This is a genomic window from gamma proteobacterium symbiont of Axiagastus rosmarus, from assembly GCF_059730925.1.
The window spans coordinates 368,669-391,843 of sequence record NZ_AP035925.1 but is presented as its reverse complement, the minus strand read 5'-3'; the positions used below and the strand labels follow the sequence as shown (position 1 = coordinate 391,843).

Genomic DNA, 23,175 nt, shown 5'->3' with positions numbered 1-23,175 from the left:
CGACGCGTCGTTTCAAATTTTCAGCTTGTTCCGGATTGTTAAAGAGCAAATACTTCGCAGCACACCGTCGCCGGTATACTCTGAAGTAAGTTTCAGTACTGTAATGGTGGAGCTAAGCGGGATCGAACCGCTGACCTCCTGCGTGCAAGGCAGGCGCTCTCCCAGCTGAGCTATAGCCCCATACAGTCACTGCAGAGACCATCTACATCCACTCACCAGGAGTCACGTTTCTCACACGGGAAATGTGATTTCGTCTCAGGCAAGGCATGTTTTCGCGAAGCATAGTGAACTATGCGAGCCGGAAACATAACGCGGCATGAGAAGAAATCTGGTAGGCCTGAGTGGACTTGAACCACCGACCTCACCCTTATCAGGGGTGCGCTCTAACCACCTGAGCTACAAGCCTGTAGAGGTTTTTTCTGCTCGTTACTTTTCTATCAGACAATCTGTGTGAGCACTTCGCGGGAAGGTATCTTCAGGTAAGGAGGTGATCCAACCGCAGGTTCCCCTACGGTTACCTTGTTACGACTTCACCCCAGTCATGAATCACAAAGTGGTAAGCGCCCTCCCGAAGGTTAAGCTACCTACTTCTTTTGCAACCCACTCCCATGGTGTGACGGGCGGTGTGTACAAGGCCCGGGAACGTATTCACCGTAGCATTCTGATCTACGATTACTAGCGATTCCGACTTCATGGAGTCGAGTTGCAGACTCCAATCCGGACTACGACGCACTTTATGAGGTCCGCTTGCTCTCGCGAGGTCGCTTCTCTTTGTATGCGCCATTGTAGCACGTGTGTAGCCCTGGCCGTAAGGGCCATGATGACTTGACGTCATCCCCACCTTCCTCCGGTTTATCACCGGCAGTCTCCTTTGAGTTCCCGACCGAATCGCTGGCAACAAAGGATAAGGGTTGCGCTCGTTGCGGGACTTAACCCAACATTTCACAACACGAGCTGACGACAGCCATGCAGCACCTGTCTCAGAGTTCCCGAAGGCACCAAAGCATCTCTGCTAAGTTCTCTGGATGTCAAGGCCAGGTAAGGTTCTTCGCGTTGCATCGAATTAAACCACATGCTCCACCGCTTGTGCGGGCCCCCGTCAATTCATTTGAGTTTTAACCTTGCGGCCGTACTCCCCAGGCGGTCGACTTAACGCGTTAGCTCCGGAAGCCACGCCTCAAGGGCACAACCTCCAAGTCGACATCGTTTACGGCGTGGACTACCAGGGTATCTAATCCTGTTTGCTCCCCACGCTTTCGCACCTGAGCGTCAGTCTTCGTCCAGGGGGCCGCCTTCGCCACCGGTATTCCTCCAGATCTCTACGCATTTCACCGCTACACCTGGAATTCTACCCCCCTCTACGAGACTCAAGCCTGCCAGTTTCAAATGCAGTTCCCAGGTTAAGCCCGGGGATTTCACATCTGACTTAACAGACCGCCTGCGTGCGCTTTACGCCCAGTAATTCCGATTAACGCTTGCACCCTCCGTATTACCGCGGCTGCTGGCACGGAGTTAGCCGGTGCTTCTTCTGCGGGTAACGTCAATCGGCAAGGTTATTAACCTCACCGCCTTCCTCCCCGCTGAAAGTACTTTACAACCCGAAGGCCTTCTTCATACACGCGGCATGGCTGCATCAGGCTTGCGCCCATTGTGCAATATTCCCCACTGCTGCCTCCCGTAGGAGTCTGGACCGTGTCTCAGTTCCAGTGTGGCTGGTCATCCTCTCAGACCAGCTAGGGATCGTCGCCTAGGTGAGCCATTACCCCACCTACTAGCTAATCCCATCTGGGCACATCCGATGGTGTGAGGCCCGAAGGTCCCCCACTTTGGTCTTGCGACGTTATGCGGTATTAGCTACCGTTTCCAGTAGTTATCCCCCTCCATCGGGCAGTTTCCCAGACATTACTCACCCGTCCGCCACTCGCCACCCAAAGAGCAAGCTCTTCTGTGCTGCCGTTCGACTTGCATGTGTTAGGCCTGCCGCCAGCGTTCAATCTGAGCCATGATCAAACTCTTCAATTTAAGTTTGATTTGCTGCAACCAGTGCAGCGATGCTCTGTGAATTAAACTTCGTAATGAATTACGTGTTCACTCAGCAAAGACTTGATATTTTTTTACGTCCGGAGACGCTGATATCAATCCTGCGAGTGCCCACACAGATTGTCTGATAAATTGTTAAAGAGCGGTGCGACGCGGCGTTCGGCCTGCTGTCGCGAGGTGGCGTATATTACGCTTTCCTCCTTCAGAGTCAAACACTTTTTTCAGCGTTTTTCTCCGGCGGGGTGAATCACTTCACGCCCTGCTGAGCCGCCTGCGTTGCCGCTTTGCCGTCTCAGTGGTGGCGCATTATAGGGATCCGGATTTTTTGCACAACCCCTTTTTTCGATCTTTTTTATCGACTGGCGAGTTTTCACTCTTTTCGCTGCGATCGCGAGCGATCCGCGCAAAAATCAGCTTGTTTACCCGCACCGGAAGCCGCAGGCTAGCGGGAAACATCAGAAAAGGAGAAATAGAATGTCTGTAGCCCTGCGCCCTTATAAGCAACATATTCCCCATACCGGCGAACGTGTGATGGTGGATAGCAGCAGCGTGCTCGTTGGCGAAGTCGAACTGGCTGATGATGTCAGCATCTGGCCACTGGTAGCAATCCGCGGTGACGTGAATAAAGTGGTGATTGGTAAACGCAGCAATATCCAGGATGGCAGCGTGCTGCACGTTACGCATAAATCCAGCAGTAATCCCGATGGCTTTCCATTGATCATCGGTGAAGACGTAACGGTGGGCCATAAAGCAATGCTGCATGGCTGCACCATTGGCAACCGCGTACTGGTGGGTATGGGCTCGATCCTGCTGGATGGTGCGATCGTCGAAGATGAGGTGATGATTGGCGCCGGCAGCCTGGTGCCACCCGGTAAACGCCTGCAAAGCGGCTATCTCTATTTAGGCAGCCCGGTGAAGCAGATCAGACCACTAAGCGAAGCGGAAATAGCCGGACTGCTTTACTCCGCCAGCAATTATGTCGGCTGGAAAGATGAATATCTGGCTCAGGGCAGCCACAGCCAGCCCTGATCGTCGGCCTGTTCCGCCCGGAGCAACTGCTCGGCCTCTTCCTCCAGATCCCAGCGATGCGCGCTAAACAGCGCCATCGCCTCTCCGGCACCAAAACGCTGCTGCAGCGCCGGCAGCGATATTGCGCAGGTCAGTCCCATACCATTCACTAATACCGGGAACAGCACCGCCTGCCGGACTGCGTCCCAGCTTTCCCGATCGGGAAACTGGATAGCCTGGTTCATGCCTGCATCGCCTGTTTAAGTTGATCGATGACCGGCGCGATCTCCGGCATAACACCATGCCACAGCTGAAACGCATGCGCCGCCTGGCCCACCAGCATGCCAAGTCCATCCGCCAGCTGCTGTGTGCCGTGCTGCTGGCACCACGCCAGAAATGGCGTCAGCCCCTGCTGATAAAACATGTCGTAACAGCGCACCTGCGCATCAATCAGCGTAACCGGCAGCGGCGGCACGTCGCCCGCTACGCCGCTGGAGGTGGCATTGATGATCAGATCAAAACGTTCGCCGGCCAGTTGATCAAAACTCATCGCCTGGATCGCCCCACTGTGCTGGAAAAGCTCAGCCAGCTGTTGCGCGCGTTCTGCCGTGCGGTTAACTACCACCAGCGCGCAGCCCGTCGAGAGCAGCGGCAGGATCACCCCACGCGCCGCTCCGCCCGCACCCACCAGCAGAATGCGATCGCCCGGCCGGATCAGCAGCAGCCGTTGCAGATCGCTCAGCAGGCCGATGCCGTCCGTGTTATCACCCAGAATCGAACCATCGGCTCGCTTCTTTAAGGTATTTACCGCGCCGGACAACGCCGCGCGTTCGCTGAGCTCATCCGCGAACTCCCATGCCTGCTGTTTAAACGGCAGCGTAACATTGGCGCCTTTGCCACCGGCCGCAAAAAACGCCTCTATCGCCTGCGGGAACCCTTCCAGCGGTGCGCAGATGCGTCCGTAAGGATGTTCAATACCGGTCTGCTCAGCAAAAGCGGCGTGAATAAACGGAGATTTGCTGTGGGCGATGGGATGACCAAAAACGGCAAACTTTTCCATAATCAGCCCTGACGAATGAGTTCACCGCTGATGGCATCGCGGATTTCAGAAGGATTCAGGCGACCGCCGGTGGCCGCCTGCAATACCGGAAACTGCGGGCCAAACTGCTCTGCCACTTCGGCAGCACTGCGGCACGGCGGCTGACCGGTTAAATTCGCGCTGGTTGAGACCAGCGGCTTGCCAAATCCGCGACACAGCGCCTGAACCTGCGGATGATCGCTGACGCGAATCGCCAGCGAATCAAAGCGGCCGGTTAACCAGCGCGGCGTATGCGGCGAAGCAGGCACCACATAGGTGACCGGACCCGGCCAGCTGGCAAACATACGTTCGCGCTGCAGCACGGTGAGTTCGCGATCGGCAATATAAGGCTCGAGCTGCGCATAATCAGCGGCGATCAGGATCAGCCCCTTTTCTACCGGGCGCTGTTTCAGCTCCAGCAGGGCCATCACCGCGCTTTCGCTGTCCGGATCGCAGCCAAGGCCGAATACGGCTTCGGTAGGGTAAGCAATCACTTGCTGTTGCTGAAGTTGTTCGATGCAGAAGTCGAGGCTTCCGGGTGCATGCTGGCTCTGGTTCATGATCACTCTTCATCCTGGGCGATGGGCTTGCCGCAGCGTTTGCTGGCGCAGAAGCGCTTCATGCCCTGTGCGGTTTTCTTTTCTATTAATAACGGGAACTGGCAATGGGGGCAGACACCTTCCAGCGGCGTGGCGTTGATCGCGAACTGGCAGTCGGGATAACGATCGCAGGCGTGGAAGGTTTTGCCATAGCGTGAACGGCGCTGCACCAGCTTGCCGCTGGCGCACTGCGGGCAGGCAATTGCGGTTTCGTCCGGCTTATCGATGGTTTCCGTGTAATCACACTCCGGATAGTGGCTACAGCCGACAAACATGCCGAATCGCCCCTGGCGCAGCACTTTGTCCGCACCACACTGCGGGCAGGCATGGCCTTCCAGCACTTTGACAATATGGCCATCACCCTGACTTTTCAGCGGGCGGATATAGTCGCAGGTTGGATAATTCACACAGCCGAGAAAAGGCCCGTGTTTGCCGGCACGTATCACTAATTCTGCCCCGCAGGCGGGGCAGGGATCGTGTTTACGCACGGTAAATAGTGCTGGTTTACTCATATTACCGAATGCATTAATCGCAAATTAATGCAGCATACCTTCATTGACGTCGAATAACAGTTCTTCCATCTGCTGATAGGCATTTTCACACCCGGGGATGTTAAACAGCACCATCAGCACCACCCATTTGAGATCTTCCAGATCGAATTCCAGCGTATCAAGCGCCATAACCCGTTCGATGACCATTTCGCGCGTTTCCATATTCAGCACCTGGATTTGCTCCAGGAACAGAATAAAACCACGACACTCGGCATCTAAACGCTGGCTCTCTTCTTCCGTGTAGATTCGCATGGAGAGCGGATCGTTAGCCAGCAACACTGGCGCGACCAGGCCATCCTGATAATCCGCTAACCGCTCAAGCCAATTCAACGCATTGTAGATATCTTCGCGATGAAAACCGGCATCGGTTAAGTCATCGGTCAATTTATCCTGGTCAACGCGCATTTCAGCCTCGTTGTGGATATACGTCTCAAACAAGTACATAAGTACGTCGAACATGGCATGCCCTCCTCAATCGGACATAGCCGCCGGGTACAGCTGCGATCCATCCTGCTAACTCCAGCTCCAGCAATTGCGCTGCGATAACTGGCACAGGTTGGCCGGCACGTTCAGCGACGACGTCAACAGGTGTAACCTCATCACCTACGTTAGCCAACACGCTGGGAAATGGCAATGGCACATCATCACTGAGTTGTGAATATATTGTTTCTGAGATGCTGGCCGGCAACCAATGCAGGGCAGAATGCAAATCCTCAAGGATATTGTTGGGATGCGCCACCAGCAGCGCCCCCTGCTGAATCAGCCAGTGCGTGCCTTCACAACCAGGGTTACCCAGCGCGCCAGGCAGCGCATACACGTTACGGTTTTGTTCCAGCGCATAGCGCGCCGTTACCAGCGAGCCGCTCTTCAGTGACGCTTCAACCACCAGCACGCCATGACTCAGGCCACTGATAATACGATTACGCCGCGGAAAATTTACCGCATGGGGCGCCATCGACAGCGGCAGTTCTGAAACCAGCGCGCCGCCGTTGGCGATAATCTCCTGTGCCAGCGGCTGATGGCTTTTCGGATAGAGATGATTCAGCCCGCTGCCCAGCACGGCCAGGGTTTTGCCCTGCACTTCCAGCGCGGCACGATGCGCCACGCCATCAATACCGCGCGCCAGCCCGCTGGTGATGGTCAAACCGCTTAGCGCCAGCTGCTGGGTAAACCAGCTGCCCCATTCTCTGCCATACGGCGAACAGTGACGACTGCCGACCACCGCCAGTTGCGGTGTCGCGAGTGCAGAGAGGTCGCCCGCTATATAAAGGGCAGCCGGATAGCGGCTGATTTCCCGCAAACGGGCGGGATAATGTGCATCGGTGCAGGCAATCAGATGATGTTGCGCCTGTTGCAGCCAGCGCTGCGTTTTTTCCAGCTGGCGTGGACAGAGGGCGAGAAACTGCTGCCGCTGCGTGTCGTCCAGCCCGTGCTGCTGCAGCCACGCGTCGTCAACGTGGCTGGCGGCCAGAAGCGCCATGATGAACTGATGGGCGCGCTCACCGCTTAAACCCCAGACGTAAGTCAGCCTGATAATCCTTTCACTGCGTTCCATGCTGCGCTCCCTGTCAGCCGTGCTCTGATGCGGCACAATGCTGTCAATCAGGCCCCAAAAAGTCTACAATATGAGGCAGTAATCTTTTCTTTAACGCATACAGATCTGGATATTTATGTCAGTTTTGCAGGTATTACATTTCCCTGACGATCGCCTTCGCAAAATTGCTGCACCCGTTGCGGCTGTGAATGCTGACGTTCAGCGTATTGTCGACGATATGTTTGAGACCATGTACGCCGAAGAAGGCATTGGTCTGGCGGCGACGCAGGTGGATATTCACCAGCGCATCATCGTGATTGATGTTTCTGAAAGCCGCGAAGAGCGCCTGGTGCTGATTAACCCGGAGCTGCTGGAAAAAAGCGGCGAAACTGGTATCGAAGAGGGTTGCCTGTCGATCCCGGAACAGCGGGCGTTTGTGCCGCGTGCCGAGCGGGTCAAAGTGCGCGCGCTGGATCGCGACGGTAACAGCTTCGAGCTGGAAACCGATGGTCTGCTGGCGATCTGCATTCAGCATGAGATCGACCATCTCGACGGTAAACTGTTTATCGATTATCTGTCGCCGCTGAAGCGTCAGCGTATTAAACAGAAACTGGAAAAACTGGCCCGCCAGAATGCGCGCGCATCCTGAGAGCGAACAGAAGGTTGAACTGTGTCTGCACCGTTAAAAATCATCTTTGCCGGTACTCCTGACTTCGCAGCGCGTCATCTCGACGCGCTGCTTGCTTCTGAGCATCAGGTGGTTGGCGTCTTTACTCAGCCCGACCGCCCTGCCGGACGTGGCAACAAACTCACGCCGGGCCCGGTAAAAGTGCTGGCTCAGGCGCATGATATTCCCGTGTTTCAGCCAAAGTCCCTGAAGCCGGAAGAGAATCAGCAGCTGGTTGCCGGACTGCAGGCTGATGTGATGGTGGTCGTCGCTTATGGTCTGATCCTGCCTCAGGCGGTGCTGACGATGCCGCGCCTTGGCTGCATCAACGTACACGGCTCGCTGCTGCCGCGCTGGCGCGGTGCGGCGCCGATTCAGCGCTCACTGTGGGCCGGCGATAACGAAACCGGTGTGACCATCATGCAGATGGACGTGGGTCTGGATACCGGCGATATGCTGCACAAAATAACCTGCCCGATTAATGCCGACGATACCAGCGCATCGCTGTACGACAAGCTGGCGCAGCTGGGCCCGCAGGGGATGCTGACCACGCTCAGTCTGCTGGCCGCCGGCAGCGCGCAGCCCGAAGTGCAGGATGAGACTCTGGTAACTTACGCGGAAAAGCTCAGCAAAGAAGAGGCACGTCTTGACTGGTCGCTCTCTGCTGTTCAGCTGGAACGGTGCATTCGCGCCTTCAATCCGTGGCCGGTGAGTTATTTCCTCATCGACGATCAGCCGGTCAAAGTCTGGCAGGCCAGCGTATTACCGCACCGCAGCGCCCAGCCGGGAGAAATTCTGCAGGCTGACAAACACGGCATCCAGATCGCGACCGCTGATGGCGTGCTGAATCTGCTCTCACTGCAGCCTGCCGGCAAAAAAGCCATGGCGGCGCAGGATCTGCTCAATTCGCGTCGTGAATGGTTTACACCCGGCACCGTTCTGGCCTGATTCTCCAGCCCGGTTTCCGCCGGGCTTTTTGTTTGATGAATGAATATGAAAAAAGCGACCAACCTGCGCAGCCTTGCCGCGCAACTGATTGAACGCGTGGTGGATAAAGGGGAATCGCTGAGCGCGATTCTGCCCGCTGCGCAAAAAACGCTGGCAAACAACGATGGCGCGCTGCTGCAGGAGTTGTGTTTTGGCGTGACGCGCACGCTGCCGCAGCTGGAAGCGTTGATTAATAAGCTGATGGCGCGGCCGTTAACCGGCAAACAGCGCGTGCTGCACTATCTGATAATGGTGGGCCTGTATCAGCTGCTGTATACCCGCGTTCCGCCGCACGCCGCGCTGGCAGAAACCGTGGCCGGGGCTGAAGCACTGAAGCGGGCAAATCTGAAAGGCTTGCTTAACGGCGTGCTGCGTCAGTTCCAGCGTCAGCAGGACGCACTGCTGGCGGAGGTCAATCAGGGCCCGCAGCGCTACTGGCATCCGGGCTGGCTGCTGAAACGGCTGCAGACCGCGTGGCCGGAGCAGTGGCAGCAGATTGTGGAAGCAAACAATCAGCGACCGCCAATGTGGCTGCGCGTGAATCGTCAGCATCACAGCCGTGACGCCTGGCTGGCGTTATTAACCCAGCAGAATCAAAATGCGTTTGGTGCTGACGCGCCGGACGCGCTGCGTCTTGAAGCTCCGGCTCCGGTCAGTCAGCTGCCAGGCTTTGAGCAGGGCTGGGTGACGGTGCAGGATCTCTCTGCTCAGCGTTGTGCCCTGCTGCTGGCGCCGGAAAACGGCGAAACCATTCTCGACCTGTGCGCTGCACCCGGCGGCAAAACCACCCATATTCTCGAAATTGCGCCGCAGGCCCGCGTGATGGCGGTGGATATCGATGCGCAGCGCCTGTCGCGCGTGACGGAAAACCTGCAGCGTCTGGGGATGCAGGCTGACGTGCGTCAGGGCGATGGCCGCACGCCAGCGGCCTGGTGCGACGAGCAGCAATTCGACCGCATCCTGCTGGATGCGCCCTGCTCGGCCACCGGCGTTATTCGACGCCATCCGGATATCAAATGGCTACGCCGCGATCGCGATATCGACGAACTCGCCGCGCTACAGCGTGAGATTCTGGCGGCCATCTGGCCACGCCTGAAATCGGGCGGTACGCTGCTTTATGCCACCTGCTCAGTGCTGCCGCAGGAGAACCAGCAGCAGATCGAGGCTTTCCTCGCGACGCATGACGATGCGGTGCCGCAGGCACTGCCACAGGGGCAACTTAACGGCTGGCAGGTTTTCCCTGCCATCGATGGCGGCGACGGTTTCTTCTACGCTAAGCTGATGAAAAAATAGTGCAGCGCACAGTGACAAGAGCAACGTATCCATGAAAATTATTATCCTCGGCGCCGGCCAGGTGGGCGGCACGCTCGCTGAAAACCTGGTGGGCGAAAACAATGACATCACCGTGGTTGATAGCGATCCCTCACGCTTACGCGTGCTGCAGGATAAGTTTGACCTGCGCGTGGTGCAGGGCCATGGTTCGCACCCGCGCGTGTTGCGTGAAGCCGGCGCCGAAGATGCGGATATGCTGGTGGCGGTCACCAGTTCTGACGAAACCAACATGATTGCCTGTCAGATTGCTTACTCGCTGTTTAACACGCCAAACCGCATTGCCCGTATCCGCGCCGCCGATTATCTGCGCGATGCGGAAAAGCTGTTCGTGCCGGAAGCGGTACCCATCGACCATTTGATCTCGCCTGAACAGCTGGTGATCGACAATATCTATCGGCTGATTCAGTACCCTGGCGCGTTGCAGGTGGTGAATTTTGCCGAGGGCAAAGTCAGCCTGGCAGTGGTCAAAGCCTATTACGGCGGACCGCTGGTGGGCAATCCGCTGTCGATCCTGCGTGAGCACATGCCGCATATCGATACCCGCGTAGCCGCGATTTTCCGTCAGGATCGCCCGATCCGCCCGCAGGGCTCGACGATCGTCGAAGCTGGCGATGAAGTGTTTTTCATTGCCGCCAGTCAGCATATTCGTGCGGTGATGAGCGAGATGCAGCGGCTCGAAAAGCCCTATAAACGCATTATGCTGGTCGGCGGCGGTAATATCGGCTTTGGCCTGGCGCAACGGCTGGAGAAGCAGTACAGCGTTAAGCTGATTGAACGTAATCAGCAGCGCGCAGCTGAACTGGCTGAACATCTGCAGGATACCATCGTGTTCTATGGCGATGCCTCGGATCAGGAACTGCTGGCAGAAGAGCATGTCGATCAGGTCGATCTGTTTATCGCCGTCACTAACGACGATGAAGCTAATATCATGTCAGCGATGCTGGCCAAAAAAATGGGCGCGAAAAAAGTGATGGTACTGATCCAGCGTCGCGCCTATGTCGATCTGGTGCAGGGCAGCGTGATCGACATTGCGATCTCTCCGCAGCAGGCCACAATTTCTGCGCTGCTTGGCCACGTGCGCAAAGCCGATATTGTCGGCGTCTCTTCACTGCGCCGCGGTATTGCGGAAGCCATCGAGGCCATTGCCCACGGTGATGAAACCACTTCGCGCGTGGTCGGCCGCCTGATTGAAGATATTAAACTGCCGCCGGGCACAATTATCGGCGCGGTGGTGCGTGGTGATGACGTGATCATCGCCAATGATAATGTGCGTATTGAGCAAGGCGACCACGTGATCATGTTCCTCACCGACAAAAAGTTTGTGCCGGACGTTGAGCGTCTGTTCCAGCCGAGCCCGTTCTTCCTGTAACGGGTTGTGATTGGGCTGCAGTGAGAGTGGTGTTTAATCCATTGTTATAATGGCAATTACACGAAGGTTTGTTAGACTTTAGCCACTGGCCAAGGCAAGGAGATAACAATGAGTTTATTCAAAGAGTTTCGTGATTTTGCGATGCGCGGCAACGTGGTGGACCTGGCGGTCGGTGTGATCATCGGTGCTGCGTTCGGTAAGATCGTATCGTCACTGGTTGCGAACATCATTATGCCACCGCTCGGTTTACTGATTGGCGGCGTCGACTTTAAGCAGTTTAAATGGGTACTCAAGCCAGCAGAGGGCGATATTCCAGCGGTGGTGATGGAGTACGGTAACTTTATTCAGACGGTATTTGACTTCATCATCGTGGCGTTTGCTATCTTCATTGCCATCAAAGTAATGAATAAACTGTATAAAAAGAAAGAAGTGGAAAAACCAGCGCCTAAACCGACTAATGAAGAAGTGCTGCTGACCGAGATTCGCGACCTGCTTAAGCAACAAAATAATAAAGTGTGATAAATAAAAGCCGCCAGTTTCAGGCGGCTTTTTTGTCACTAAAGCAGAAGGCCAGAGGTAAACACTGTTGCTTACCGCTGGCCTCCTGATTCGCTCCCTTCGCGTGTTTATCTTTACGCCGGTAGCTGCCTTTCCCCTTCTGATTGCGCTCAACTCGCTGGCGATACAGCGGATCGTGTAACAGGGCTTCCAGGGCGTTATCGTTAATTTTGCCTTTTCGATGCTGATAGTGACTCATATCGTCCTCCGGTTAGTGATGGCGCAACTATAGTCCCTGCGCGCCAGAATTCAATCCTTGCTACAACAAATTTCAGGATGCGGATCTTCACCGGTTTCCAGTGCCTCGAGGATCGAACAACAGGCGCTACTATGGCGGTCGCCACAACAGGTTTCCGCCAGCCGTTGCAGTGATCGCTGAATGGTTTGCAGCTCGCCAATCATACTGTTCACCTCATCCAGCCGTTTCGCCACGATCGCTTTTGACTCTTCACAGGTGTGATGCTCTGGATCGATGCGGATCGACAGCAGGTCGCGGATCGATTCCAGGCTGAAACCAAGCTGCCGGCCGTAACGGATAAAACGCAGGCGCTGCAGATCGTTATCGCTGTACAGGCGGAAGCCGCCCTCGGTGCGTACCTCATGATCCATCATCTGCTGCTTTTCATAAAAGCGGATGGTATCCGGCGTCACGTCCGCCAGTTTTGCCAGCTGACCAATGCGATACATACTATTTCTCCTGCTGTAGCCGCTGACCGATCGCCGGGCGGTATTCGCCACGCAGAAAATCGGTGCTCATGCCAGCCTGCTGCAGCTTCATCTCCAGCAGCGTCAGGCGTTTGGCCAGTTCGCGCGCCTCGCAGTCATCAGGATCGAGTTCGCGAAGCAGATCGCTCAGTGCCAGCGCGTCACGGCGCATCTCCAGTTCCGGAGGGAGATAGCCGGCGTTTTTCAGCAGTCGCCAGGCACTGCGCAATTCCGCCGGCACACCACTGTCATCGTCCAGCGTGAGCGGCGCACCTTCACCAGGCAGATTGCTCAGCTCGCCCTTTTCCTGAGCGGCGCGGATGTGTTGCTCAGCCAGCTGATCGATAAGCCACATAGAAACCTCCTGCAGGCATGTCTGCCAACAGCATAGCGAATGGAGGGGAAATGGGAAGAAATGACAGGCGATAAAAAACCCGCCGAAGCGGGTTTTTTACGTTACTGCAAATTACTCTGCAGCAGCTTCTGCTTGAGCTTCTGGACGATCAACCAGCTCGATGTATGCCATCGGAGCGTTGTCACCAGCACGGAAGCCACACTTCAGAATGCGAGTGTAACCACCGGCACGGCTCGCGAAACGCGGGCCCAGCTCGTTAAACAGTTTTGCCACGATCTCGTTATCACGAGTACGGGCGAATGCCAGACGACGATTAGCTACGCTGTCGGTCTTGGCAAGAGTAATCAGCGGCTCAACTACGCGACGCAGCTCTTTGGCTTTCGGCAGAGTCGTCTTAATGATCTCATGACGAACCAGAGAACCAGCCATGTTGCGGAACATAGCCTGACGATGGCTGCTGTTGCGGTTCAGTTGACGACCACTCTTACGATGGCGCATGACCTTATCCTTCTCAGTGAAACCTTAACCTGCGATCCGGTTATTCATCAGCAATGCTTGCCGGTGGCCAGTTTTCCAGGCGCATGCCCAGAGACAGACCACGTGATGCGAGCACGTCTTTAATCTCGGTAAGAGATTTTTTACCCAGGTTAGGCGTTTTAAGCAGCTCAACCTCGGTACGCTGTACCAGATCACCGATGTAGTGGATAGCTTCTGCCTTGAGGCAGTTAGCAGAGCGGACAGTCAATTCCAGATCGTCAACAGGGCGCAGCAGGATCGGATCGAATTCTGGTTTCTCTTCTTTGACTTCCGGCTGACGTACATCACGTAAGTCAACGAAAGCTTCCAGTTGTTCTGCCAGGATGGTTGCCGCACGACGAATCGCCTCTTCAGGATCGATTGTGCCGTTGGTTTCCATTTCGATGACCAGCTTGTCCAGGTCGGTGCGCTGTTCTACACGCGCTGCTTCAACATTGTAGGCGATACGGTCTACAGGGCTGTAGCAAGCGTCAACCAACAGACGGCCGATTGGGCGCTCATCTTCTTCCGAATGAATTCGGGCAGAAGCCGGCACATAACCACGACCACGCTGAACTTTGATACGCATGCTAATAGACGCGTTTTCATCGGTCAGATGGCAGATCACATGCTGCGGCTTGACGATTTCGACATCACCGTCATGGGTAATGTCGGCTGCAGTCACAGGGCCAATGCCAGATTTATTCAGCGTAAGGATGACTTCATCTTTACCCTGAACTCTTACCGCCAGCCCTTTCAGATTGAGCAGGATTTCCAGGATATCTTCCTGTACGCCCTCTTTGGTGGAGTACTCGTGCAGCACGCCATCAATCTCAACCTCGGTCACCGCGCAACCCGGCATGGAAGAAAGCAGAATACGGCGCAGTGCGTTACCAAGAGTATGGCCAAAGCCACGCTCTAACGGCTCAAGGGTCACCTTGGCGTGCGTCGAACTCACTTGCTCGATATCTACCAGGCGCGGTTTTAGAAACTCTGTCACAGAACCCTGCATTGTGTCCTCTCTTTGGTACTAAGCTTTACTTAGAGTAAAGCTCGACGATCAGGTGTTCGTTAATGTCCGCAGACAGATCGGTACGCTCAGGAATACGCTTGAACACACCTTCCATCTTAGTCGCATCAACTTCCAGCCAGGTTGGCTTTTCACGCTGCTCAGCCAGCTCCAGAGCGGCCTTCACGCGAGATTGCTTTTTGGCTTTCTCACGGATGCTTACGACATCATTCGGAGATACCTGATAAGAAGCGATGTTAACAACGCGACCGTTTACCATTACAGATTTGTGGCTAACCAGCTGACGTGCTTCTGCACGAGTGGCACCAAAGCCCATACGGTAAACTACGTTATCCAGACGACCTTCCAGCAGAGCTAACAGGTTTTCACCGGTGTTGCCTTTCAGACGCGCTGCTTCTTTATAGTAGTTACGGAACTGACGCTCCAGCACGCCGTAGATACGACGAACTTTTTGCTTTTCACGTAACTGGCCGCCGTAATCAGACAGACGCGGTTTACGCGCACCATGCTGACCAGGGGCTTGTTCAATTTTGCACTTGGAATCAATCGCGCGAACGCCAGACTTAAGGAATAAGTCGGTGCCCTCACGACGGCTCAGCTTGAGCTTAGGACCCAAATATCTTGCCATTTTCTTTCTCCAACTAACCTAAAAAACGGAACGTTAAACGCGACGTTTTTTCGGCGGACGACAACCGTTGTGAGGGATCGGAGTCACATCAGTAATATTAGTGATGCGGAAACCAGCGGCGTTCAGAGCACGAATAGTAGATTCGCGGCCTGGACCCGGACCCTTAACCATAACTTCCAGGTTCTTAATACCGTAATCTTTCACGGCTTCTGCACAGCGCTCTGCAGCGACCTGAGCAGCAAACGGAGTAGATTTACGTGAACCGCGGAAACCGGAACCACCGGCGGTTGCCCAACCCAGTGCGTTACCCTGACGATCAGTAATAGTAACGATGGTGTTGTTAAAAGACGCATGGACATGAGCCACGCCATCTGAGACTTGTTTTCTTACACGCTTACGTGCACGAACTGGTGCCTTTGCCATTATTTACTCACCCCGATTATTTCTTGATCGGTTTACGCGGACCCTTACGGGTACGTGCGTTGGTCTTAGTACGCTGACCGCGCACCGGCAGACCACGACGATGGCGTAAACCACGGTAGCAACCAAGGTCCATCAGACGCTTGATGCTCAGGGTGATTTCACGGCGCAGATCACCTTCAACAACGAATTTACCAACTGCTTCACGCAGCTGATCAATTTGTTCTTCAGACAGCTCACTGATCTTAACATTTTCAGCGATGCCCGTTTCAGCACAGATGGCTTTAGAACGGGTTTTGCCGATACCGAAGATCGAAGTTAATGCGATAACGGTATGTTTTTGATCAGGAATGTTAATGCCTGCTATACGGGCCACTATGCACTCCTATAATTAAATAAATGCGTACCATGCTGAAAAGCCCGTTTTCAGGATACTCAAATGGAAACGCATCGACATACAAAAGATTGGCTGGCTAATCTAGCCAGCTCAACCCGACTTTGCAAGAAAAATATGTGACTTAATCAGCCCTGGCGCTGTTTATGCTTAGGCTCGGAGCTGCAGATCACACGTACGACACCGTCGCGACGAATGATTTTGCAGTTACGACATAATTTCTTGACGGAAGCACGAACTTTCATTTTTACTCTCCGTAACTTCTCAAGCTACTGAATTAACGGCCATAGCCTTTCAGGTTAGCTTTCTTCAATGCAGACTCGTACTGACTGGACATCATCAGAGTTTGCACTTGAGCCATAAAGTCCATGATGACAACCACTACAATCAGCAGCGAGGTGCCGCCAAAGTAGAAGGGAACCTTCATGGCATCACGCATGAACTCCGGGATCAGGCAGATAAAAGTAATATACAGTGCGCCGATTAAGGTCACACGTGTCATTACTTTATCGATGTACTTCGCCGTTTGCTCTCCCGGACGAATTCCCGGTACGAATGCACCAGACTTCTTCAGGTTATCTGCTGTTTCACGCGGGTTGAAAACCAACGCCGTGTAGAAGAAACAGAAGAAGATGATTGCAGTCGCATAGAGTAGCACATAAAGCGGCTGTCCTGGCTGCAAATACAGCGAAATTGTTGTCAGCCAGTTCCAACCGGTACCGCCCCCGAACCAGGATGCTATCGTCGCCGGGAACAGGATAATGCTGGAAGCAAAGATGGCTGGGATTACGCCCGCCATGTTCACTTTCAACGGTAAATGTGTGCTCTGTGCAGCATATACACGACGACCTTGCTGACGTTTAGCGTAGTTGACCACAATGCGGCGCTGGCCACGCTCAACGAAAATAACAAAGAACGTCACTGCAAATACAAGAACTGCAACCAACAGCAACAGAAGGAAGTGCAGGTCGCCTTGCCGCGCTTGCTCGATGGTATGGCCAATGGCCGGCGGTAAACCCGCAACAATACCCGCGAAGATAATGATCGAAATACCGTTACCGATACCTCGTTCAGTAATCTGTTCGCCCAGCCACATCAGGAACATGGTTCCGGTAACCAGACTTACAACAGCGGTAAAGTAGAAAGCAAAGCCTGGATTTAATACCAGGCCCTGCATTCCAGGCATATTCGGCAGACCGGTAGCAATACCGATCGACTGGAATATAGCCAGAACCAGTGTGCCGTAGCGAGTGTACTGGCTGATCTTACGACGACCAGCTTCACCCTCTTTCTTAATCTCGGCCAACGCGGGATGAACCACCGTCAGCAGCTGGATAATAATAGAGGCCGAAATATACGGCATAATACCCAGCGCGAAGATTGAGGCACGACTGAGAGCACCACCAGAGAACATGTTAAACATTTCAATGATGGTGCCACGCTGTTGCTCAAGCAGTTTGGCAAGTACAGTGGCATCGATACCGGGGATTGGAATAAAAGAGCCAATACGGAAGACAATCAGTGCACCGATTACAAACAACAGTCTGCGCTTCAGTTCACCAAAGCCACCTTTGGCACTTTGAAAATCTAATCCCGGTTGCTTTGCCATCTGCTACTTATTCCTCGATTTTACCGCCAGCAGCTTCGATTGCAGCACGAGCACCTTTGGTGACACGCAGACCACGAATCGTAACAGGTGCAGATACTTCACCAGACAGGATCACTTTCGCGAACTCAATCTGTACACCGATGATGTTAGCTGCTTTCAGCGTGTTCAGGTCGACGATACCGCCTTCCACTTTCGCCAGATCAGACAGACGCACTTCTGCAGTCACGAATGATTTGCGCGAGGTGAAGCCGAACTTCGGCAGACGACGGTACAGAGGCATCTGACCACCCTCGAAACCACGACGTACGCCACCGCCAGAACGAGACTTCTGACCTTTGTGACCACGACCGCCGGTTTTACCGAGGCCAGAACCGATACCACGGCCCAGACGCTTGGAAGCGTGTTTAGACCCTTCGGCCGGAGACAGAGTGTTTAAACGCATCTCTTACTCCTCCACTTTCAGCATGTAAGAAATCGCGTTGATCATACCGCGTACAGCTGGCGTGTCTTCACGCTCAACGGTGTGACCAATACGACGCAGACCCAGACCAACCAGAGTGGCTTTGTGCTTAGGCAGGCGGCCGATTGAGCTACGGGTTTGTGTAATTTTGATTGTCTTAGCCATCGTGATTACCCCAGAATTTCTTCAACGGATTTACCACGCTTGGCAGCAACCATATCCGGAGACTTCATATTGCCCAGGCCGTCGATAGTTGCACGAACCACGTTGATCGGGTTAGTGGAACCATAGGCTTTAGCCAGAACGTTATGAACTCCAGCGACTTCCAGAACGGCGCGCATTGCACCGCCGGCGATGATACCGGTACCTTCAGAAGCCGGCTGCATGAACACACGAGAACCCGTGTGCGCACCTTTAACCGGGTGCTGCAGGGTGCCGTGAGTCAGCGCGACATTAACCATATTGCGACGAGCTTTTTCCATCGCTTTCTGGATCGCTGCTGGAACTTCACGCGCTTTACCGTAACCAAAACCAACGCGGCCGTTACCATCACCCACTACAGTCAGAGCGGTGAAGGAGAAAATACGACCACCTTTCACAGTTTTAGAGACACGGTTTACCGCGATCAGTTTTTCCTGCAGGTCGCCAGCTTGTTTCTCGATGTGTGCCATCTTAGACCTCTACCTTAGAACTGAAGGCCAGCTTCACGAGCAGCATCTGCAAGTGCCTGGACGCGACCATGATATTGGAAACCGGAACGGTCGAAAGAAACATCTTTGATGCCTTTTTCGATAGCGCGCTCAGCCAGAGCTTTACCTACAGCTGCAGCGGCGTCTTTGTTACCGGTATACTTCAGTTGTTCAGCGATAGCTTTTTCTACAGTAGAAGCAGCAACCAGAACTTCGGAACCGTTCGGGGCGATTACCTGTGCGTAAATGTGACGCGGGGTACGATGTACCACCAGGCGAGTAGCACCCAGCTCTTTGAGCTTGCGACGTGCACGGGTCGCACGACGGATACGAGCAGATTTCTTATCCATAGTGTTACCTTACTTCTTCTTAGCCTCTTTGGTACGCACGACTTCGTCGGCGTAACGAACACCCTTGCCTTTGTAAGGCTCAGGACGACGGTAGGCGCGCAGATCAGCTGCAACCTGACCAATCAGCTGTTTATCAGCGCCTTTCAGCACGATCTCAGTCTGAGTTGGACATTCAGCAGTGATGCCGGCCGGCAGTGCATGGTCAACCGGGTGAGAGAAGCCCAGGGCCAGACTCACAGAGTTGCCTTTAACAGCTGCACGATAACCAACACCAACCAGTTGCAGCTTCTTGGTGAAGCCTTCGGTAACACCGATAACCATGCCGTTCAGCAGCGCACGGGCAGTACCTGCCTGTGCCCAACCATCCGCATAACCTTCGCGCGGAGCGAAAGTCAGGGCGTTGTCTGCATGCTTAACTTCTACAGCACTGTTGATAGTACGAGTCAGCTCGCCGTTTTTGCCTTTGATCGAAACTTCCTGACCGTTGAGTTTTACCTCTACGCCGGCAGGAACAACGACAGGTGCTTTTGCAACACGAGACATTTTATCCTCCGATTACGCTACGTAGCAGATAATTTCGCCACCAAGACCAGCCTGGCGCGCTGCACGATCAGTCATGACACCTTTAGAGGTAGAAATTACAGCAATGCCCAGACCGGCCATAACTTTTGGCAGCTCATCTTTTTTCTTATAGATGCGCAGACCTGGACGGCTAACACGCTGAATGCTTTCTACAACAGCTTTACCCTGGAAGTACTTAAGAGTCAGTTCCAGTTCCGGCTTGATGTCGCCTTCGATTTTAAAATCTTGAATATAGCCTTCTTCCTTCAGCACGTTGGCAATTGCCACTTTCAGCTTGGAGGAAGGCATAGAGACCGCAACTTTGTTCGCGGCCTGACCGTTACGGATACGGGTCAGCATATCCGCGATCGGATCTTGCATGCTCATCTGTGTTACTCCCGTGATTCAAATGGTGACAATTACCAGCTAGCCTTTTTCAGACCCGGGATTTCACCGCGCATTGCGGCTTCACGGACCTTGATACGGCTCAACCCAAACTTCCGCAGGAAACCGTGCGGACGACCTGTCTGACGGCAGCGGTTACGCTGACGTGAAGGGCTGGAATCACGCGGCAGACTCTGCAGCTTGAGAACGGCGTTCCAACGGTCTTCGTCGGATGCGTTCACATCAGAAATGATCGCTTTCAGTTCAGCGCGTTTTGCGAAGAACTTGTCTGCTAATTTCACACGCTTAACTTCGCGTGCTTTCATAGATTGCTTAGCCATTAAGTAACCCTACCTTACTTGCGGAACGGGAAGTCAAAGGCAGCCAGCAGAGCACGGCCTTCATCATCAGATTTCGCAGTAGTGGTAATGGTGATATCCAAACCACGAACGCGATCGACTTTGTCGTAGTCGATTTCTGGGAAGATGATCTGCTCACGAACGCCCATGCTGTAGTTACCACGACCGTCGAAAGACTTCGCGGACAGACCACGGAAGTCACGGATACGCGGTACAGCAATAGTGATCAGACGCTCAAAGAACTCCCACATGCGCTCGCCACGCAGAGTTACTTTACAGCCGATCGGATAGCCCTGACGGATTTTGAAGCCTGCAACTGATTTGCGTGCTTTGGTGATCAGCGGTTTTTGACCGGAGATTGCTGCCAGGTCAGCTGCTGCGTTATCCAGCAGTTTCTTGTCAGCGATCGCTTCACCAACACCCATGTTCAGGGTGATCTTCTCGACCCGAGGGACTTGCATGACAGAATTGTAGCCAAACTCTGTCATGAGTTTCTGGACTACTTCGTCTTTGTAGTAATCATGCAGTTTCGCCATCGTACTACTCCAAATTACTTGATAGTTTCGCTGTTAGACTTGAAGAAACGGACTTTTTTACCGTCTTCGAATCTAAAGCCTACACGGTCAGCCTTGCCGGTTGCCGCATTGAAGATTGCAACGTTAGAAACCTGAATAGCAGCTTCTTTTTCAACGATGCCGCCTGGTTGGTTCAGAGCCGGAACCGGCTTCTGGTGTTTCTTAACCAGGTTGATACCTTCAACGATGACCTTACCAGAAGTCAGGACATTCTTTACTTTACCGCGTTTACCTTTGTCTTTACCGGTAAGCACGATAACTTCGTCGTTACGACGGATTTTCGCTGCCATTGTTCGCTCCTTAGAGTACTTCTGGTGCCAGAGAGATAATTTTCATGAACTTTTCAGTACGAAGTTCACGAGTTACCGGCCCAAAAATACGCGTTCCGATAGGCTGCTCGCTGTTATTGTTCAGAATAACGCATGCATTACCATCGAAGCGAATGACAGAACCGTCCGGGCGACGAACACCCTTCCTGGTGCGCACCACTACCGCTTTCAGGACATCACCTTTTTTCACCTTGCCACGCGGAATTGCTTCCTTGATGGTCACTTTGATGATATCGCCGACGCCTGCGTAGCGACGGTGCGAGCCACCCAGAACCTTGATACACATTACGCGACGTGCACCGGAGTTGTCGGCGACGTTCAGCATAGTCTGTTCTTGGATCATTTTAGTGCTCCGCTAATGTCAACTACTACTTCGGGACCCAAACCTCAGGTCGTTAAAAAGCCCCATAATTGAGGGCGCGGCATTATAACACCGGTTCTCGCAGATGGGTAGAAAAAATGAACGGCTCCATAGAGCCGTTCATTTTGTTTTTAGAGGAAGCGGATTCTATTACAGAATCGCTTTCTCTACAACGCGAACCAGAGTCCAGGACTTAGTCTTGGACAGTGGACGGGTTTCGCGGATTTCAACCACGTCACCAATACCACACTCGTTGTTCTCGTCATGGATGTGCAGCTTAGTCGTACGCTTAATGAATTTACCGTAGATCGGGTGCTTCACGAAACGCTCGATAGCAACAACAGCAGATTTCTGCATTTTGTCACTAACAACACGACCCTGCAGAGTACGGATTTTATCGGTCATTACGCCGCCTTCTCAGTCAGTAAAGTCTTAACGCGTGCAACATCACGGCGAACTTGCTTCAGCAGATGGGTCTGCTGCAGCTGGCCAGATGCTGCCTGCATGCGCAGGTTAAACTGCTCGCGCAGGAGGTTAAGCAGCTCAGTGTTCAGCTCTTCAACGCTTTTTTCACGCAGCTCAGTTGCTTTCATTACATCACCGTCTTAGTTACAAAGGTGGTTTTGATAGGCAGTTTTGCTGCTGCCAGCTTGAATGCTTCACGGGCCAGCTCTTCCGGTACACCGTCCATTTCATACAGGACTTTACCAGGCTGGATCAGGGCAACCCAATACTCCACGTTACCCTTACCTTTACCCATACGCACTTCCAGCGGCTTCTCGGTGATTGGTTTGTCCGGGAATACACGGATCCAAATCTTACCTTGACGCTTAACTGCACGGGTCATAGCACGACGTGCTGCTTCGATCTGACGAGCAGTCAGACGACCACGGCCAACAGCTTTCAGACCGAAAGTACCGAAGCTAACATCCGTACCCTGCGCCAGACCGCGGTTACGGCCTTTGTGCACTTTACGGAATTTCGTACGCTTTGGTTGTAACATCAGCGACTCTCCTTACTTACGGCCTTTACGCTGCTGCTTTTTAGGTTGAGCAGCCGGTTCCGGTTGTTCAACAGCAGCCATACCACCCAGGATCTCACCTTTGAAGATCCATACCTTAACGCCGATTACACCATAAGTGGTGTGCGCTTCAGAGGTGTTGTAGTCAATGTCAGCACGCAGAGTGTGCAGTGGTACACGACCTTCACGGTACCATTCGGTACGTGCGATCTCAGCACCGCCCAGACGGCCGCTAACTTCAACTTTGATACCTTTAGCGCCCAGACGCATTGCGTTCTGTACAGCACGCTTCATCGCACGACGGAACATCACACGACGCTCCAGCTGTGAAGTGATGCTGTCAGCAACCAGTTTTGCGTCCAGTTCCGGTTTACGGACTTCGGCGATATTGATCTGTGCAGGAACGCCAGCGATGTTCGCTACGACCGTGCGCAGTTTTTCAACGTCTTCACCTTTTTTACCGATAACGATACCCGGGCGAGCGGTGTGAATGGTCACACGGATGCTCTTAGCCGGACGCTCGATAACGATGCGAGATACAGACGCTTTTGCCAGTTCTTTGTTCAGGAACTGACGTACTTTAAAGTCGCTGTCCAGGTTGTCAGCGAATTCTTTGGTGTTCGCAAACCAGGTAGAGTTCCATGGTTTTACAATACCCAGGCGAATACCATTAGGATGTACTTTCTGACCCATTGCTAGTCTCCAG

36 protein-coding genes, 2 tRNA genes and 1 rRNA gene are annotated in these 23,175 nt (G+C 53.7%); 6 read left to right on the top strand and 33 right to left on the bottom strand.

Going from position 1 to position 23,175, the window contains the following annotated elements:
* Positions 1 to 104 precede the first annotated feature (104 nt).
* The 3 genes from AC6I8F_RS01865 to AC6I8F_RS01855 all read right to left on the bottom strand — a co-directional run bounded on the left by AC6I8F_RS01865 (position 105) and on the right by AC6I8F_RS01855 (position 2,022).
* Positions 105 to 180: transfer RNA gene (locus tag AC6I8F_RS01865), tRNA-Ala, on the bottom strand.
* A 149-nt stretch (positions 181 to 329) separates the two neighbouring features.
* Positions 330 to 406 (bottom strand) — tRNA-Ile (locus AC6I8F_RS01860).
* A gap of 74 nt (positions 407 to 480) precedes the next feature.
* Positions 481 to 2,022: ribosomal RNA gene (locus tag AC6I8F_RS01855) — 16S ribosomal RNA — on the bottom strand.
* 492 nt (positions 2,023 to 2,514) lie between these two features.
* Here AC6I8F_RS01855 and AC6I8F_RS01850 point away from each other — a divergent pair.
* Positions 2,515 to 3,069 (top strand): gamma carbonic anhydrase family protein, encoded by a 555-nt coding sequence (locus AC6I8F_RS01850; RefSeq protein ID WP_059011757.1) that lies wholly within the window; start codon positions 2,515 to 2,517, stop codon positions 3,067 to 3,069.
* On the opposite strand, the gene AC6I8F_RS01845 is transcribed toward AC6I8F_RS01850, so the two are convergent.
* Genes AC6I8F_RS01845 through dprA form a run of 6 tightly spaced genes read right to left on the bottom strand, consistent with a single transcriptional unit; the run spans position 3,045 to position 6,831 of the window.
* Positions 3,045 to 3,293 (bottom strand): DUF1488 family protein, encoded by a 249-nt coding sequence (locus AC6I8F_RS01845; RefSeq protein ID WP_058759902.1) that lies wholly within the window; start codon positions 3,291 to 3,293, stop codon positions 3,045 to 3,047. The two genes, AC6I8F_RS01850 and AC6I8F_RS01845, sit on opposite strands and share 25 nt — an antisense overlap.
* The gene (aroE, locus tag AC6I8F_RS01840) at positions 3,290 to 4,108 is read right to left on the bottom strand and encodes a shikimate dehydrogenase (RefSeq protein WP_059011755.1); all 819 of its coding nucleotides are present in this window, start codon (positions 4,106 to 4,108) and stop codon (positions 3,290 to 3,292) included. Before aroE ends, AC6I8F_RS01845 begins: the two co-directional genes overlap by 4 nt.
* Positions 4,109 to 4,110: 2 nt before the next feature.
* Complete coding sequence (gene tsaC / locus AC6I8F_RS01835) at positions 4,111 to 4,686, bottom strand: L-threonylcarbamoyladenylate synthase type 1 TsaC (protein WP_059011753.1); 576 nt, start codon at positions 4,684 to 4,686, stop codon at positions 4,111 to 4,113.
* 2 nt (positions 4,687 to 4,688) lie between these two features.
* Positions 4,689 to 5,237 (bottom strand): DNA topoisomerase family protein, encoded by a 549-nt coding sequence (locus tag AC6I8F_RS01830; RefSeq protein ID WP_031279837.1) that lies wholly within the window; start codon positions 5,235 to 5,237, stop codon positions 4,689 to 4,691.
* A 24-nt stretch (positions 5,238 to 5,261) separates the two neighbouring features.
* Positions 5,262 to 5,735 (bottom strand): DUF494 family protein Smg, encoded by a 474-nt coding sequence (smg, locus tag AC6I8F_RS01825; protein ID WP_031279836.1) that lies wholly within the window; start codon positions 5,733 to 5,735, stop codon positions 5,262 to 5,264.
* Positions 5,707 to 6,831, bottom strand: coding sequence for a DNA-protecting protein DprA (gene dprA, locus AC6I8F_RS01820; protein ID WP_059011752.1), 1,125 nt, complete (start codon positions 6,829 to 6,831; stop codon positions 5,707 to 5,709). The genes smg and dprA overlap by 29 nt, the downstream gene beginning before the upstream one ends.
* 115 nt (positions 6,832 to 6,946) lie before the next feature.
* On the opposite strand from dprA, the gene def reads away from it, so the two are divergent.
* The 5 genes from def to mscL all read left to right on the top strand — a co-directional run bounded on the left by def (position 6,947) and on the right by mscL (position 11,684).
* Positions 6,947 to 7,459: a peptide deformylase gene (def, locus tag AC6I8F_RS01815; protein WP_021508231.1), complete on the top strand. Its 513-nt coding sequence runs from the start codon at positions 6,947 to 6,949 to the stop codon at positions 7,457 to 7,459.
* Positions 7,460 to 7,480: 21 nt separating this feature from the next.
* A complete protein-coding gene (gene fmt, locus AC6I8F_RS01810; RefSeq protein WP_058759898.1) occupies positions 7,481 to 8,425 on the top strand; it encodes a methionyl-tRNA formyltransferase in 945 nt (314 codons plus the stop codon).
* 45 nt (positions 8,426 to 8,470) lie between these two features.
* Positions 8,471 to 9,757, top strand: a complete 1,287-nt coding sequence (gene rsmB / locus AC6I8F_RS01805; RefSeq protein WP_238561428.1) for a 16S rRNA (cytosine(967)-C(5))-methyltransferase RsmB — start codon at positions 8,471 to 8,473, stop codon at positions 9,755 to 9,757.
* Positions 9,758 to 9,788: 31 nt separating this feature from the next.
* Positions 9,789 to 11,165 (top strand): Trk system potassium transporter TrkA, encoded by a 1,377-nt coding sequence (trkA, locus tag AC6I8F_RS01800; protein ID WP_021508228.1) that lies wholly within the window; start codon positions 9,789 to 9,791, stop codon positions 11,163 to 11,165.
* Between the two features lie 108 nt (positions 11,166 to 11,273).
* Entirely contained in the window at positions 11,274 to 11,684 is a 411-nt protein-coding gene (mscL, locus tag AC6I8F_RS01795; protein WP_021508227.1) for a large-conductance mechanosensitive channel protein MscL, read from the top strand.
* A gap of 19 nt (positions 11,685 to 11,703) precedes the next feature.
* Here mscL and AC6I8F_RS01790 read toward each other — a convergent pair whose 3' ends face one another.
* The 24 genes from AC6I8F_RS01790 to rpsC all read right to left on the bottom strand — a co-directional run bounded on the left by AC6I8F_RS01790 (position 11,704) and on the right by rpsC (position 23,162).
* Positions 11,704 to 11,922: an alternative ribosome-rescue factor A gene (locus tag AC6I8F_RS01790; protein ID WP_021508226.1), complete on the bottom strand. Its 219-nt coding sequence runs from the start codon at positions 11,920 to 11,922 to the stop codon at positions 11,704 to 11,706.
* A 50-nt stretch (positions 11,923 to 11,972) separates the two neighbouring features.
* Positions 11,973 to 12,410, bottom strand: a complete 438-nt coding sequence (zntR, locus tag AC6I8F_RS01785) for a Zn(2+)-responsive transcriptional regulator (RefSeq protein WP_021508225.1) — start codon at positions 12,408 to 12,410, stop codon at positions 11,973 to 11,975.
* 1 nt (position 12,411) lies between these two features.
* Positions 12,412 to 12,783: a DnaJ family domain-containing protein gene (locus AC6I8F_RS01780; RefSeq protein WP_058759896.1), complete on the bottom strand. Its 372-nt coding sequence runs from the start codon at positions 12,781 to 12,783 to the stop codon at positions 12,412 to 12,414.
* Positions 12,784 to 12,894: 111 nt separating this feature from the next.
* Entirely contained in the window at positions 12,895 to 13,281 is a 387-nt protein-coding gene (rplQ, locus tag AC6I8F_RS01775) for a 50S ribosomal protein L17 (RefSeq protein WP_003850180.1), read from the bottom strand.
* Between the two features lie 40 nt (positions 13,282 to 13,321).
* Positions 13,322 to 14,311 carry a DNA-directed RNA polymerase subunit alpha gene (locus AC6I8F_RS01770; RefSeq protein WP_007891688.1) on the bottom strand — a complete coding sequence of 330 codons (990 nt, stop codon included), beginning with the start codon at positions 14,309 to 14,311 and terminating at the stop codon, positions 13,322 to 13,324.
* A 25-nt stretch (positions 14,312 to 14,336) separates the two neighbouring features.
* Entirely contained in the window at positions 14,337 to 14,957 is a 621-nt protein-coding gene (gene rpsD / locus AC6I8F_RS01765) for a 30S ribosomal protein S4 (protein ID WP_010618555.1), read from the bottom strand.
* A gap of 33 nt (positions 14,958 to 14,990) precedes the next feature.
* The gene (gene rpsK, locus AC6I8F_RS01760) at positions 14,991 to 15,380 is read right to left on the bottom strand and encodes a 30S ribosomal protein S11 (RefSeq protein WP_004160563.1); all 390 of its coding nucleotides are present in this window, start codon (positions 15,378 to 15,380) and stop codon (positions 14,991 to 14,993) included.
* A 16-nt stretch (positions 15,381 to 15,396) separates the two neighbouring features.
* Entirely contained in the window at positions 15,397 to 15,753 is a 357-nt protein-coding gene (gene rpsM / locus AC6I8F_RS01755) for a 30S ribosomal protein S13 (protein WP_021508223.1), read from the bottom strand.
* Between the two features lie 146 nt (positions 15,754 to 15,899).
* Entirely contained in the window at positions 15,900 to 16,016 is a 117-nt protein-coding gene (gene rpmJ / locus AC6I8F_RS01750; RefSeq protein WP_071813610.1) for a 50S ribosomal protein L36, read from the bottom strand.
* Between the two features lie 32 nt (positions 16,017 to 16,048).
* A complete protein-coding gene (secY, locus tag AC6I8F_RS01745; RefSeq protein WP_498028423.1) occupies positions 16,049 to 17,380 on the bottom strand; it encodes a preprotein translocase subunit SecY in 1,332 nt (443 codons plus the stop codon).
* Between the two features lie 7 nt (positions 17,381 to 17,387).
* Complete coding sequence (gene rplO, locus AC6I8F_RS01740) at positions 17,388 to 17,822, bottom strand: 50S ribosomal protein L15 (RefSeq protein ID WP_021508221.1); 435 nt, start codon at positions 17,820 to 17,822, stop codon at positions 17,388 to 17,390.
* Positions 17,823 to 17,825: 3 nt separating this feature from the next.
* Positions 17,826 to 18,005, bottom strand: a complete 180-nt coding sequence (rpmD, locus tag AC6I8F_RS01735; RefSeq protein ID WP_013510758.1) for a 50S ribosomal protein L30 — start codon at positions 18,003 to 18,005, stop codon at positions 17,826 to 17,828.
* Positions 18,006 to 18,010: 5 nt separating this feature from the next.
* Positions 18,011 to 18,511 carry a 30S ribosomal protein S5 gene (rpsE, locus tag AC6I8F_RS01730; protein WP_010618560.1) on the bottom strand — a complete coding sequence of 167 codons (501 nt, stop codon included), beginning with the start codon at positions 18,509 to 18,511 and terminating at the stop codon, positions 18,011 to 18,013.
* Between the two features lie 14 nt (positions 18,512 to 18,525).
* Complete coding sequence (rplR, locus tag AC6I8F_RS01725; protein ID WP_013510760.1) at positions 18,526 to 18,879, bottom strand: 50S ribosomal protein L18; 354 nt, start codon at positions 18,877 to 18,879, stop codon at positions 18,526 to 18,528.
* A gap of 9 nt (positions 18,880 to 18,888) precedes the next feature.
* Positions 18,889 to 19,422, bottom strand: a complete 534-nt coding sequence (gene rplF / locus AC6I8F_RS01720) for a 50S ribosomal protein L6 (protein ID WP_007891676.1) — start codon at positions 19,420 to 19,422, stop codon at positions 18,889 to 18,891.
* A gap of 12 nt (positions 19,423 to 19,434) precedes the next feature.
* Positions 19,435 to 19,827: a 30S ribosomal protein S8 gene (gene rpsH / locus AC6I8F_RS01715; protein WP_021508220.1), complete on the bottom strand. Its 393-nt coding sequence runs from the start codon at positions 19,825 to 19,827 to the stop codon at positions 19,435 to 19,437.
* Positions 19,828 to 19,859: 32 nt separating this feature from the next.
* Positions 19,860 to 20,165 carry a 30S ribosomal protein S14 gene (rpsN, locus tag AC6I8F_RS01710; RefSeq protein WP_010618564.1) on the bottom strand — a complete coding sequence of 102 codons (306 nt, stop codon included), beginning with the start codon at positions 20,163 to 20,165 and terminating at the stop codon, positions 19,860 to 19,862.
* A 14-nt stretch (positions 20,166 to 20,179) separates the two neighbouring features.
* Complete coding sequence (gene rplE / locus AC6I8F_RS01705; RefSeq protein ID WP_013510763.1) at positions 20,180 to 20,719, bottom strand: 50S ribosomal protein L5; 540 nt, start codon at positions 20,717 to 20,719, stop codon at positions 20,180 to 20,182.
* 14 nt (positions 20,720 to 20,733) lie between these two features.
* A complete protein-coding gene (gene rplX, locus AC6I8F_RS01700; protein ID WP_021508218.1) occupies positions 20,734 to 21,048 on the bottom strand; it encodes a 50S ribosomal protein L24 in 315 nt (104 codons plus the stop codon).
* Positions 21,049 to 21,058: 10 nt separating this feature from the next.
* Positions 21,059 to 21,430, bottom strand: coding sequence for a 50S ribosomal protein L14 (gene rplN / locus AC6I8F_RS01695; protein ID WP_006120590.1), 372 nt, complete (start codon positions 21,428 to 21,430; stop codon positions 21,059 to 21,061).
* Between the two features lie 168 nt (positions 21,431 to 21,598).
* Entirely contained in the window at positions 21,599 to 21,853 is a 255-nt protein-coding gene (rpsQ, locus tag AC6I8F_RS01690; RefSeq protein WP_010618568.1) for a 30S ribosomal protein S17, read from the bottom strand.
* Positions 21,853 to 22,041 carry a 50S ribosomal protein L29 gene (gene rpmC / locus AC6I8F_RS01685; RefSeq protein ID WP_021508217.1) on the bottom strand — a complete coding sequence of 63 codons (189 nt, stop codon included), beginning with the start codon at positions 22,039 to 22,041 and terminating at the stop codon, positions 21,853 to 21,855. Before rpmC ends, rpsQ begins: the two co-directional genes overlap by 1 nt.
* Positions 22,041 to 22,451, bottom strand: a complete 411-nt coding sequence (rplP, locus tag AC6I8F_RS01680) for a 50S ribosomal protein L16 (protein ID WP_002438716.1) — start codon at positions 22,449 to 22,451, stop codon at positions 22,041 to 22,043. The genes rpmC and rplP overlap by 1 nt, the downstream gene beginning before the upstream one ends.
* Before the next feature lie 12 nt (positions 22,452 to 22,463).
* A complete protein-coding gene (gene rpsC / locus AC6I8F_RS01675; protein ID WP_021508216.1) occupies positions 22,464 to 23,162 on the bottom strand; it encodes a 30S ribosomal protein S3 in 699 nt (232 codons plus the stop codon).
* Positions 23,163 to 23,175 lie beyond the last annotated feature (13 nt).